This window comes from Massilia sp. UBA6681, from assembly GCF_002454935.1.
Taxonomy (GTDB): Bacteria; Pseudomonadota; Gammaproteobacteria; order Burkholderiales; family Burkholderiaceae_D; genus Telluria; species Telluria varians.
The window spans coordinates 1-11,151 of the sequence record NZ_DKJX01000077.1; the positions used below are offsets into that span (position 1 = coordinate 1).

An 11,151-nucleotide genomic window follows, 5' to 3' on the forward strand; every position below is an offset into this window, starting at 1 on the left:
CGCGCCGCTCCAGCGCGCGCAGGCTCGAGATGCCCCAGTCCCAGGGCGACTTGAACTTGCCGGGGCCCGGCGCCCAGGCTTCCGGCGCCATCACCAGTTCGCGGTAGACGCTGGACAGGTCGCCGCCGCTCGTGCGGAAGACCGCGGCCAGGCGCAACACCAGGCTCGCCGGCGGCTCGTCGGCCACGAAGTGGCGCGCCAGCTTGAGGGCGATGTGGTCGGCGGTGGCCGGCGCCGCGGCCAGGTCGCGCAGGACGGCGCGCGCCTGCTCCTCGCCGCCGGGCGGATAGCTGCGTCCCGCCACCAGCCGGCCGCCCGGTTCGTGCAGGGCTGGGGCGAAGCGAAATGGCGCGCGCTCTTGCGCAGGCACGGCCCCGCCGTCGTCCTCGGGCAGGGTCCAGCCGGTGAGCGCGCGCGCGAATTCGCCGACGTCGCGCTGGGTGTAGCCGCCGCGCACCCCGAGCGTATGCAGTTCGAGGATCTCGCGCGCCAGGTTCTCGTTCAGGCCCGCGTTGTTGCGCTGCCTGAGCCGTGCGCGCCGGCCGGCCGGACTGTCCGGGCCGGTGGAGCGGGCCTGGTCCAGGTAGACCAGCATGGCCGGATGGCGCACCGCCGACACCAGGAGCTCGTCGAAGCGTCCCAGGACGTGCGGACGGATGGCGTCGCGCTCGAAGCTGCCGGCCAGTCCGGTCACGGGCCCCTTGTCCACCGACACGGCGAAGTGATTCGACCAGAAGTGCACCAGGCGCTCGACGAAGGGCGTGGGGGTCTGCAGGGCGCTGGCGACGCGCGCCCCGATGGCGGCGCGGTAGGCCTCGCCCTCCTTGCGGCGCCAGGCTTCGCGCAGGTCGGCGCGCTGGTCCGCCGGCGCCTGGCGCTGCGCACGCTCTTGCGCGACCCAATCGGCCGCGACCTGTGCGCTGTGCGGCAAGCGGCGCCAGGGCGCCGGCATGGGATCGTAGGCATCCAACTGCGACAGCAGCCAGCGGCGCGGGTCCGCCGGCGCGCCCTCATCCGGGCGGGCGCCGAGGCCGAAGCGGTTGAGGGCGATCGATGCAGGCGTCATGGGGCGAAGGAAGGTGGACGATACCGGTATTCCGTTTGACGGGACAAAAAGTTCCAGCTATTTTCTTCCGCCCCGCATGCGGGGCTTGCCTCAGGCGGCGGGAGCCGCGGCCGCGCGCAGGCTGCGGATCAAGGCGCCCGGGTCGGCATCGACCCGCATCAGCCCCACGTGTTCGGGCCGCACGAAGCCTTCCGCGCTCTGGTGCTGCACGAAGCCCACCAGGCCGTCCCAGAAGCCGTTCGCGTTGAGCAGGCCGATCGGCTTGGCGTGGATGCCCAGCTGGGCCCAGGTCAGCATCTCGAACAGCTCTTCCAGCGTGCCCATCCCGCCCGGCATGGCGATGAAGCCTTCGGACAGCTCGGCCATCATGGCCTTCCGTTCGTGCATGTCCTTGACCACGAACAGGCGGGTCAGGCCGGCGTGGCCGACTTCGCGCTCGACCAGGGCTTTCGGGATCACGCCGGTGGCTTCGCCGCCCAGGCGCAGCACCTCGTCGGCGATCACGCCCATCAGGCCGACCTTGCCGCCGCCGTAGACCAGGCCGATGTTGTGCTCGACCAGCGCGGCTGCCAGGCCGCGCGCGGCATCGGTGTAGATCGGGTTGACGCCGTGCGAGGCGCCGCAATAGACGGCCAGGGTTTTCATCGTCGTGGGGCTAAAAAAGTTACAGGAAATCGGCGCCGGGCCGGGCCTCGGCGGACAGCTTCTTGAGGTATTCCTCGGACAGCTTCTCGAACAGCAGGCGGGTGTCGCCGCGCAGGTAGGGGCCGAGCATCGCCAGCACCTGGTAGCAGCCGCGCGCGAGCGCGTCGGCGATCGCCTGCTGCTCGCTGTACTTGCGCGGGTTGCGCACGTATTCGTAGGACAGCCAGTAGGTCGCCACCACCACCATGTTGGTGGCCATCGCGCCGATCTGCTGGTCGCCCGCTTCCAGCGAGCCTTCGCTGCGCAGGTCTTCGCACAGCTGGCGCGCCACCTTGATCTTGTGGGCCAGGATCGCCTTGAAGTGCAGCTCGAGCTTGCGGTTGCGCGACAGCAGGTCGTTCAGGTCGCGGTAGAAGAAGCGGTAGCGCCAGATCAGCTCGAACATCAGGTGCAGGTAGAGCCACACGTCTTCCATGTTCGAACGGCGGCCGGCCGGCACCGTGAGGATGCGTTCGATCTCCGCCTCGAACTGGACGAAAATCGAGTTGACGATGTCGTCCTTGTTTCGGAAGTGATAGTACAGGTTGCCGGGCGAGATGTTCATCTCCTCGGCAATGACCGTCGTCGTGATGTTCGGCTCGCCGAACTCGTTGAACAGCCTGAGCGAGAGCTCGAGGATGCGTTCGCGGGTCCGGCGCGGAGCTTTTTGTTGCATGAAGGGCGAAGTTTGTGATTCCAGCCGCGAGGATAACACCAAATGGTGTCAATGAAACAGCATTGGAATACGTTCTCAGGCGCCTTCTTCTTCCTCGGGTTCGTCCAGCCCGGGCGCACGGCGCGTGCGTTTTTTCTGGGCCGCTGCCGCCGGCAGGCGCGCGCTGAGCTCCGCCAGCATCATCTCGAGCTCGTCGACGCGGCGGCGCAGGGCCTCGACCTCGCTCGCGGCCGGCACGCCGATGGTCGCCAGGGCGCGCGCCACGCGCTCCTCGAACACCTGCTCCAGCTTGCCCCAGGAGCCGCTGCTGCGGCGGGTGGCCCGCTCGGCGGCGCGCGCCACGGTGCCGGAGGCTTGCTCGACCTCGCGCGCGCGCTTGGCCAGCACGCTGCCGTCGCGCACCAGGCGCGTGAACGAGCGCCCGCCCTCGCCCGCTTCCTGGGCCTTGGCGAAGGCCCCGAGGCCCGCCTGCCAGATCTGCTGGGCCGATGCGCGGACGGCGCGCGCCAGCGCTTCGTCGTCGTCGGCCACGGGAAGTTTCTTGCTCATGATTTCCTTGCGAATCCTGTGCGGTCCATTCTAGGCACGCACGCTAGAAACAGGATTCTAAAGAGCGCGGCTGCGCTGCAGCGACAGCGCCAGCGCCTCGCGCATGCGCTGGCGCAGGCTGCCTGCCGAAACCGGCTTGGCGTAGTGGGCATCGGCCACGCCGGAACGCAGCGCCGCGTCGATCTCGGCCAGGTCCTGCTGCCCGGTCAGCATCAGCCGCACGGTGCGCGGATGGCGCGCCGCGACCTGGGCCAGCACCTCGGTGCCGCGCATGCCCGGCATGGCCTGGTCGCACAGGATGACCTCGACCGGCTCGCGCTCGAGCAGGGCCAGGGCCTCAGGGCCGGAGCCTGCGCTCAGCACGCGCACCGGCTCGTCGCCGAGCATGTCGGCCAGCACGGCCAGCATGAAGGGGTCGTCGTCGACCAGCAGGATGGTCGGCTGGGCGGCCAGCGCCTGCGGGACGGCCGCCGGCGCCGGGACCGGCGCCTGGGACGGCGCGGCGGAAACGCCATGCGCGGGCGCGGCGGCAGGCAGGAAGGCTTCGAGCTCCGCCACGAAGCTCTCCGGTTCGATCGGCTTGCTGATGTAGCCGTCGAAGCCGGCGGCCAGCACCTTCTCGCGGTCGCCGGCCATCGCCAGCGCCGTCACGGCCAGCACCGGCGCCCTGGCGAGGGCGGGTTCCGCCTTGAGCGCGGCCAGCACCGAAAAGCCGTCCATGCCGGGCAGGTTGACGTCGCAGGCCACCAGGTCGGGCGGCGCGGCGCGGGCGCAAGCAATGCCGCGCGGGCCATCAGGGGCGCTGACGGCATGGTGTCCATAGGCGGTGAGCAGAAACGCCATCAGCTCGACGTTGGCGGGATTGTCTTCGATGATCAGGATGCGGGCCAAGTTCGGCGCTCCAGTTGCGGCGTTACGACTACTTTAACACGGCGCCCGTAAATACATCTAGCCTGGGGTTAGCCTGACCTGCTCCTGTCCCGCTGTGGAACGGCCCGCGTGGGCAATCTCTTCCATCACGGCGTCGAGCAAGCGTGGATTGCGGCCCAGCGCGACATGGCCGACGCCGCCGAAGGCCAGGTTGCGCGCGCCCGGCAGCTCGCTCGAGGTCTGCGGCGCGATGATGTTGTCGTGATGGGAGTAGATCGACGTGACCAGGGCGCGCGCCGCCGCGTCCTCGTTTGCGGCGAGCGTGCGCAACCAGGCGCATTCGGGCGGCTCGGCGCGCGCGGCCCGTCGCATCTGGGCCGCGTTCAGGCCGAGGCCGAAGGCGGCCAGGCAGGTGCCGTGGTGCGGCGTGCCGAGCGTGATCAGGCGCGCCACCCGCTGGGTGCCGCAGGCGCGCATCCAGGCCCGCGCCACCAGCCCGCCCATGCTGTGCGCGACGATGATGACCTGGTCCGCGCCGGTCGCCGTTCTGAGTGCCTCGACCGCGCGCTCGACCAGCGGCGCGTAGCCGTCGATGTCGCCGGTAATCGGCTCGAGGTCGACCGAGGCGTGGCTGATGCCGGCGGCATCGAGGCGCGGCACCAGGTGCGCCCAGTAGCCGCTGTTGCAGCCATAGCCGTGCAGCAGCAGGACCGGCGGCGTGCGTGAACCCGGATGGATGCGGGTACGGGCGCTGGCGCGCGGCATGGTCCATGAGGACTGCAGCATGCTGGCGCTGAACTCTTCCAGGAACATGCGCACGCGCGCCGTGAAGCCGAGCCGGTACTCTCCCGGCGTGGGGCTGGCGAAGCGCGCGCTCATGAAGAAGTTGTTGAGGTTGATGAAGAGGCGCACCAGCACCACACTGCCCAGGCCCAGGGCCAGGGCCTGCCAGCGGCTGGCGCCGAAGATCTCGACGGCGGCCAGGCCGATGCCCAGCGCGGCGAGCGCCTGGATCAGGAGCAGCAGCTGGAGCAGGCGGCGCGCGCTCATGGTCCTGCCCTCATGCGGCCAGCCGGGCCGCCGGCCTGCCGGTGAGCGACGCGGCAAGGCCGCTCGCCAGCCTGGCGGCGAGCCCGTAGATGGTCAGCTGCGGATTGGCGCCGAGCGAGGTCGGGAACAGCGAGCCGTCGTGCACCGACAGGTTGGCCAGGCCGCGGTAGCGGCCCTCCGGCGTCGTGACCCCAAGGCGCTCGTCGCCCGACATCGCGCAGCCGCCCATCACGTGGGCCGAGGCCACGCGCGTGAGCTGCAGCCCCTGCGGCAGGGCCGCGATGGCGGCCTTCGCCTCGCGCCAGGAAGTGTAGCGGCGCGCCATCTCGTGGGCCGGCTGCACGCCGCTGGCGCCGGCGGCGAACTGGATCTCGGCCATCGTGAGCAGCGCGCGGCGCGCGCCATCCCACAGATAACTGCTCATCGGATAGTCGAGTTCCGGGCTGCCGTCGCCGCGCAGGCGCACGCTGCCGCCCGGCGCGCCCTCGTGGAAGCCGTCGCGCAGCAGGGCCAGCATGCCCGCCAGGTGCGGGAAGTCGCGCATCATGGCGGCGTGGCTCTCGCCGAAACCATTCATGGTGGTGGCCAGCAGCAGCGGATGCAGCGGCGGCGCTTCCAGCTTGTAGCCGATCGGGCCGTCCATGGGGCCGGCCAGGTAGTGGTCGGAATACACGGTCTGCGGCGCGCCGGCCCAGGCTTCCACGCGCTGCGGGAAAAAGGCGGCCGAGATGATGGTCGGGTGCAGGAAGGTGCGCCGGCCCAGCTGGCCGCTGGGGTCGGGAGCCTTCGAGCGCAGCAGCAGCGCGGGCGAATTGATCGCACCGCCCGCCACCACGAAATGGCGTGCGCGCAGGCGCAGCATCCGGCCGGTGGGCCGAACGCCGGGCACATCGAGGGCCTGGCACAGGAGCTCCTCGATCCGCTCGCCCTGGATCGCGAAGCGCTGTGCGCGGGCCCGCGTGACGAGCAGCGCGCCCTGCTCCAGCGCGGCCGGGATGGTCGTCACCAGCATCGACTGCTTGGCATTGGTCGGGCAGCCCATGCCGCAGTAGCCGAGGTTCCAGCAGCCGTTGACGTTGCGGCGGATCAGGCCTGTGGAAATACCGAGCTTCTCGGCGCCGCGGCGCAGGACCGCGTTGTTCTCGTTGGGGGCGCCCGGCCAGTCGGCGATGTGCAGGCGCGCCTCCATCATCGCGAACCAGGGCGCCAGCGCTTCCGGCATGCTGTCGGGCAGCGCATAGTGGCGGCGCCACCAGTCGAGGGTGGCGGGCGGGGTGCGAAAGCTCGAGGTCCAGTTGACCACCGTGGAGCCGCCCACGGTGCGGCCCTGCAGGATGTTGATGCCCTTGTCGACGGTCTTGCGCGCGGCCGATTCCTGGTACAGGGCAGGATAGGCCTCGGCTTCGCGCATCCTGAAGTCGCGCGAGGATTTCAGTGCGCCCTCTTCCACCACGATGACCGACAGGCCCGAACGCGCCAGGATCTCGGCCGTGACGCCGCCGCCGGCGCCGCTGCCGACGATGACCACATCGGCCTCGAAGCTGCGGTCCTGCACCAGCGTCGCGGCGTCGACGATCTTCCAGCCCTTGGCGATGCCGGCCGCGATCGGGTCCGGGACCATCGGCGTGTTCACGCCAGCTCCTTCATCGGGCCGGGATAGCCGATGGCCCCCCAGTTGGCCGGCTGCGCATACCAGGCGCCGAGCACCAGGTCGTGCAGCGCGTGGTAGGCGCTGCGCAGCAGGCCGAGGCGGTGCAGGCGCCAGTCCCGCAAGAAGGCGCTCACCTCGTCGACATGCGCTCCCTCCCAGCCGCCCGCGATGCCGGTCAACAGGCGGCGCGCGGGCGCCAGCGCGAGCAGGCCGAACAGGTCCTGGACTTCCTTCTGGGTGCCGGGAGGCAGGCCGAGGATGGCCTGGTGGACGCCGTCGACGGTCGTGGCGAGTGCAGCCTCACGATCGGCACCTGACGGCAGCGCGCCGGCCAGGATCGCCGGCAGGATCGCGTGCAGGGCCGCCCGCGCTTCGCCGTCGAGCGCGAAACGGTGTGATCGGCCGGTGTGCGTGACGCGGTAGAACGCGCCGCCGGCCGCCAGCGCGAGCGCGGCCAGGCCGCCGGCTTTCAGGAAAGTCCGTCGTGATGTCCCCATGTATCTTTCCAAGAATGCCTCTTGTGTTTTGGCTAGTGTACGCCAAAGGGAACACCCTTCGGAGCCGGAAACTAGAGGGGGAACTCCAGGACGCACCGAGCGGACAAGCCAGTCATGATGGTGCATCGTCCTTCTTCGCCATGAAAACAAAGTGCGAGCGCAACGGCGGCAGCAGCGTGGCGAGCGTCTCCGGCACCAGGTGCGGGGCCTTGGCCAGCATGCGCGCCAGTGGCGGCGCCAGCAGCAAGGTCCGGTAGTGGCGCTCGCGCGCCGGCCACAGGCGGTCGAGCTCGGCCCGGGTGAGCCTGCGCACATTGCGGTTACGTGGATTGTTATAGCGGAAGTCGAAGATCATGCACCAGCCGCCGGGCCGCAGGATACGCCACATGTGCGCGGCAAGTGCCTGGCGCGCATCGTCGGCCAGGATCGACGAGAACACCGTGTGGGCGCTGATCAGGTCTGCACTGCCGTCCGGCATGGGCTCGAGTCCGCCGAGATGCCAGTGCACGCCCTGTGCCGTGTTGCGGCGCGCCGCATCCAATCGTTCGGCCAACAGCTCGGTTCCGGTCAGGTTGGCCGGGTTCGCTCCCCAGTCGATCAGCTGGCGCAGGAAAGCGCCGGTGCCGCAACCGACGTCCAGCACCCTCAGCGCCGCCAGGTCACGCCCGACGGTTCTGCGCAACATGGCGCCGAAGCTCGTCGAACAGTCCAGGCTCTGTCGCAGGATGTCGGGGCGCAGCCGTTCGTAGCGCGGCAGCGCGCCGCCGCCACTCCACTGCCGATACGTTCGTACGATGCGCTCGTGCTCGAGCTCGTTTTCCATGCTGCCTCCCGACCGGTCGGTGCCTTTGTCCACGATTTTCAGCAATGGTGCGGCACGAAACTTGAGCAGTAGCAGCCTTGACGCCGATCGGACGGCGTCTTTACAAAGCTTTACACGACGAGCAGGGTGCAAAGGAAATTTGCATCCCGGCCCCTGCAGGCAAATATCCTTTGCACGCTATTTCTTGGGCTTCTGCTCGATGATGGCGCGCGCGATCCCGCGCAGGATGTTGACTTCCTCGGTCTCGAGCCCGGTGCGCGAGAACAGGCGCTTCAGGCGCGGCATCAGCTTTTTCGGGTTGTTCGCGTCGAGGAAGCCGATCGCCACCAGCGCTTCTTCCAGGTGGGCGTACATGCCGTCGATCTGCGCCATGCTGGCGGCGTCGCCGTGAAAGCCCACGCCGCGTTCCTCGACGGTGTCGCCGGTCGCCGCAAGCCGGCATTCGTAGGCCAGCACCTGGGCCGCCTGCGACAGGTTGAGCGAGGAATAATCCGGGTTCGAGGGAATGTTGATCAAGACGTTACACTGCTGGACGATCTCGTTCGGCAGGCCGACCCGCTCGTTGCCCAACACCAGTGCGGGCTGCAACTCGCCCTGCCCCGCCGCGTGGGCCGCGAAGGCGCGCGGCGTCCACACCGGCGGCGAGAATTCGCGCAGGCGCGCCGACACGGCGGCGGCGAAATTGCAGCCGTCCAGCGCTTCGCCGATGCTGCCGACGATGCGCGCATTGGCCAGCACGTCGCCCGCGCCGCTCGCGAACGCCACCGCCTCGGCATCGTTCAGCGGGTCCTCGCAGCGCGGCGACACCAGCACCAGTTCGCTGAATCCCATCGTCTTCATGGCGCGCGCCACCGAGCCGACATTGCCCGCGCGGCTGGTCTCGACCAGCACGAAACGGAGCCTTTTGAACAGAGATGTGTTGATTTCGGTCGGGTTCATTTAAAATAGCGCCATCGCGCGGTGCGGGCTGTTGTAATCCGGGGCTGGAAAGTCGTGGATTGTAACGGGTTCGGCACCGCTTTGCTCTTTGTCATTCTCTATTCAGCTGACCGTTCACGGCGCGAAGAAAGCGCGGTGGGCGTTCGCGTTTTTTCCACGGAAAGCCCATGCACCCAATGCTCAATACGGCCGTCAAGGCCGCCCGCCGCGCCGCCACCGTCATCAACCGCGCGTCCTTCGACCTCGATCGCATCACCATTTCTGAAAAAAATCACAACGATTTCGTCACCGACATCGACCAGGCGTCGGAACAGGCGATCGTGGAAACGCTGCTGAAGGCCTACCCGGACCACGCCATCCTGGCGGAGGAATCGGGCGCGTCGAAGAACCTGAATGACGAGAGCGAAAACGTGTGGATCATCGACCCGATCGACGGCACCACCAACTTCCTGCACGGCTACCCCAACTTCTGCATCTCGATCGCCCTGCAACAGAAAGGCGTGATCACCAACGCCCTGGTCTACGACCCGGTGCGCAATGACCTGTTCACCGCCACCAAGGGCGCCGGCGCCTACCTGAACGACAAGCGCATCCGCGTGAGCAGCAAGGACCGCATCGGCAAGGCCCTGCTGGCCTCGGGCCACGGTCCCGATCCGCGCGCGCTGGCCGAATACCTGCGCATGTACGAAACGGTCGCCTCGCGCTGCCACGGCGTGCGCAGCGGCGGTTCGGCCGCGCTGGAACTGGCCAACGTGGCCGCCGGCCGCATCGACGGCTACTTCGAGAAGGGCCTGAAAGTGTGGGACATCGCGGCGGGCGCCCTGCTCGTGACCGAAGCCGGCGGCATCGTCGGCGAATTCAACGGCGAATCGGACTACCTGCACAAGGGCGACATCATTGCCGCCGGCCCGAAGGTGTTCGGCGCCATGGTGCCCCTGCTGGCGGCCTTCGCCTAAGCAGGGCTTAAAGGTCGGCTGCAGCGATTTCGCGTAGAATACGCCTTGTGGTTCCGGGTGCAGACAGTGCACCCGCTTCACCGGACGGAAAGTCCCGGTCAGAAACTTTCCATAGAGAAACAAGTCCTCTATAATCCCGGCTGCCAGCGCGCGTCTACCACGCGCGGCAGCGTCCGGCGTTCCCGCAGTTTGTACTGCGTCCCGCCTGCAATGACTAATCCGATTTGCCTGGACCGGCGCTGTGTTGCGCAGGCCCCCTTTTTATAAAGAATCTATGTCATTTTCTACTCTCGGTTTGTCCGATGCGATCGTTCGCGCGGTAACTGAACAAGGCTACACCTCGCCGACCCCGATCCAGGCCCAGGCGATCCCCGCCGTCCTGAACGGCGGCGACCTGCTGGCCGGCGCCCAGACCGGCACCGGCAAGACCGCCGGCTTCACCCTGCCGATCCTGCAACGACTGTCGACCGATGCGGTCGGCAGCGCACTGAAGAGCAAGACCGCCCCGCGCGCCATCCGCGCCCTGGTGCTGACCCCGACCCGCGAACTCGCGGCCCAGGTCGAGGAAAGCGTGCGCCTGTACGGCAAGTACACCAACCTGAACTCGGCCGTGATCTTCGGCGGCGTCGGCATCAACCCGCAGATCAAGCTGCTCAAGCAGGGCGTCGACGTGCTGGTCGCCACCCCGGGCCGCCTGCTCGACCACGCCGGCCAGCGCACCGTCGACCTGTCCAAGATCGAGATCCTGATCCTGGACGAAGCCGACCGCATGCTCGACATGGGGTTCATCCACGACATCAAGAAAGTGCTGGCGATCCTGCCGCCGAAGCGCCAGAACCTGCTGTTCTCGGCCACCTTCTCGGACGACATCAAGGCCCTGGCCGACAAGCTGCTGAACAACCCGCAGTCGATCGAAGTGGCGCGCCGCAATTCGACCGTGGAAGTGATCGCGCAAAAGATCCACCCGGTCGACCGCGACAAGAAGCACCCGATGCTGTCGCACCTGATCAAGGAAAACAGCTGGAACCAGGTGCTGGTGTTCACGCGCACCAAGCACGGCGCCAACAAGCTGGTGGAACAGCTGGGCAAGGACGGCATCGGCGCGATGGCCATCCACGGCAACAAGAGCCAGTCGGCGCGCACCAAGGCGCTGGCCGAGTTCAAGGACGGCAGCCTGCAGGTGCTGGTGGCGACCGACATCGCCGCGCGCGGCATCGACATCGACCAGCTGCCGCACGTGGTCAACTACGACCTGCCGAACGTGCCGGAAGATTATGTGCACCGGATCGGCCGTACCGGCCGTGCCGGCGCCACCGGTGAAGCGGTCTCGCTGGTGTGCGTGGACGAGCACCAGATGCTCAAGGACATCGAGAAGCTGATCAAGCAGACC

At 68.3% G+C, this 11,151-nt stretch carries 12 protein-coding genes; 2 read left to right on the forward strand and 10 right to left on the reverse strand.

What is annotated here, in order from left to right; all coding sequences use genetic code 11:
- The 10 genes from B2R83_RS12905 to B2R83_RS12950 all read right to left on the reverse strand — a co-directional run.
- Window positions 1-1,066: DUF1800 domain-containing protein (locus tag B2R83_RS12905; RefSeq protein ID WP_292041817.1), on the reverse strand; the 1,066-nt coding region annotated here is incomplete at its 3' end.
- Window positions 1,067-1,156: 90 nt separating this feature from the next.
- Window positions 1,157-1,711, reverse strand: a complete 555-nt coding sequence (locus B2R83_RS12910; protein WP_036211570.1) for a TIGR00730 family Rossman fold protein — start codon at window positions 1,709-1,711, stop codon at window positions 1,157-1,159.
- A 19-nt stretch (window positions 1,712-1,730) separates the two neighbouring features.
- Window positions 1,731-2,426, reverse strand: coding sequence for a TetR/AcrR family transcriptional regulator (locus tag B2R83_RS12915; protein ID WP_027866088.1), 696 nt, complete (start codon window positions 2,424-2,426; stop codon window positions 1,731-1,733).
- Between the two features lie 75 nt (window positions 2,427-2,501).
- Window positions 2,502-2,975: a phasin family protein gene (locus tag B2R83_RS12920; RefSeq protein ID WP_292041823.1), complete on the reverse strand. Its 474-nt coding sequence runs from the start codon at window positions 2,973-2,975 to the stop codon at window positions 2,502-2,504.
- Between the two features lie 57 nt (window positions 2,976-3,032).
- A complete protein-coding gene (locus B2R83_RS12925) occupies window positions 3,033-3,866 on the reverse strand; it encodes a response regulator (RefSeq protein ID WP_292041826.1) in 834 nt (277 codons plus the stop codon).
- Window positions 3,867-3,923: 57 nt separating this feature from the next.
- Window positions 3,924-4,895, reverse strand: a complete 972-nt coding sequence (locus B2R83_RS12930; RefSeq protein ID WP_292041829.1) for an esterase/lipase family protein — start codon at window positions 4,893-4,895, stop codon at window positions 3,924-3,926.
- A gap of 10 nt (window positions 4,896-4,905) precedes the next feature.
- Window positions 4,906-6,516 (reverse strand): GMC family oxidoreductase, encoded by a 1,611-nt coding sequence (locus B2R83_RS12935; RefSeq protein ID WP_292041846.1) that lies wholly within the window; start codon window positions 6,514-6,516, stop codon window positions 4,906-4,908.
- Window positions 6,517-6,524: 8 nt separating this feature from the next.
- The gene (locus tag B2R83_RS12940) at window positions 6,525-7,043 is read right to left on the reverse strand and encodes a twin-arginine translocation signal domain-containing protein (RefSeq protein WP_292041832.1); all 519 of its coding nucleotides are present in this window, start codon (window positions 7,041-7,043) and stop codon (window positions 6,525-6,527) included.
- Between the two features lie 112 nt (window positions 7,044-7,155).
- Entirely contained in the window at window positions 7,156-7,866 is a 711-nt protein-coding gene (locus B2R83_RS12945; RefSeq protein WP_292041836.1) for a class I SAM-dependent methyltransferase, read from the reverse strand.
- 177 nt (window positions 7,867-8,043) lie between these two features.
- On the reverse strand, window positions 8,044-8,805 hold the full coding sequence (locus B2R83_RS12950) for an RNA methyltransferase (protein WP_292041839.1): 762 nt from the start codon (window positions 8,803-8,805) through the stop codon (window positions 8,044-8,046).
- Window positions 8,806-8,981: 176 nt separating this feature from the next.
- On the opposite strand from B2R83_RS12950, the gene B2R83_RS12955 reads away from it, so the two are divergent.
- The gene (locus B2R83_RS12955; RefSeq protein WP_027866095.1) at window positions 8,982-9,761 is read left to right on the forward strand and encodes an inositol monophosphatase family protein; all 780 of its coding nucleotides are present in this window, start codon (window positions 8,982-8,984) and stop codon (window positions 9,759-9,761) included.
- 274 nt (window positions 9,762-10,035) lie between these two features.
- Window positions 10,036-11,151, forward strand: a 1,116-nt coding sequence (locus B2R83_RS12960; protein WP_292041842.1) for a DEAD/DEAH box helicase, incomplete at its 3' end; no start/stop codon positions are given.

Bases quoted from the DNA above. Each gene is read 5' to 3' on its own strand.
- B2R83_RS12910 (WP_036211570.1), bottom strand. From the start codon at position 1,711: ATGAAAACCCTGGCCGTCTATTGCGGCGCCTCGCACGGCGTCAACCCG.
- B2R83_RS12915 (WP_027866088.1), bottom strand. From the start codon at position 2,426: ATGCAACAAAAAGCTCCGCGCCGGACCCGCGAACGCATCCTCGAGCTC.
- B2R83_RS12920 (WP_292041823.1), bottom strand. From the start codon at position 2,975: ATGAGCAAGAAACTTCCCGTGGCCGACGACGACGAAGCGCTGGCGCGC.
- B2R83_RS12930 (WP_292041829.1), bottom strand. From the start codon at position 4,895: ATGAGCGCGCGCCGCCTGCTCCAGCTGCTGCTCCTGATCCAGGCGCTC.
- B2R83_RS12935 (WP_292041846.1), bottom strand. From the start codon at position 6,516: ATGGTCCCGGACCCGATCGCGGCCGGCATCGCCAAGGGCTGGAAGATC.
- B2R83_RS12940 (WP_292041832.1), bottom strand. From the start codon at position 7,043: ATGGGGACATCACGACGGACTTTCCTGAAAGCCGGCGGCCTGGCCGCG.
- B2R83_RS12945 (WP_292041836.1), bottom strand. From the start codon at position 7,866: ATGGAAAACGAGCTCGAGCACGAGCGCATCGTACGAACGTATCGGCAG.
- B2R83_RS12950 (WP_292041839.1), bottom strand. From the start codon at position 8,805: ATGAACCCGACCGAAATCAACACATCTCTGTTCAAAAGGCTCCGTTTC.
- B2R83_RS12955 (WP_027866095.1), top strand. From the start codon at position 8,982: ATGCTCAATACGGCCGTCAAGGCCGCCCGCCGCGCCGCCACCGTCATC.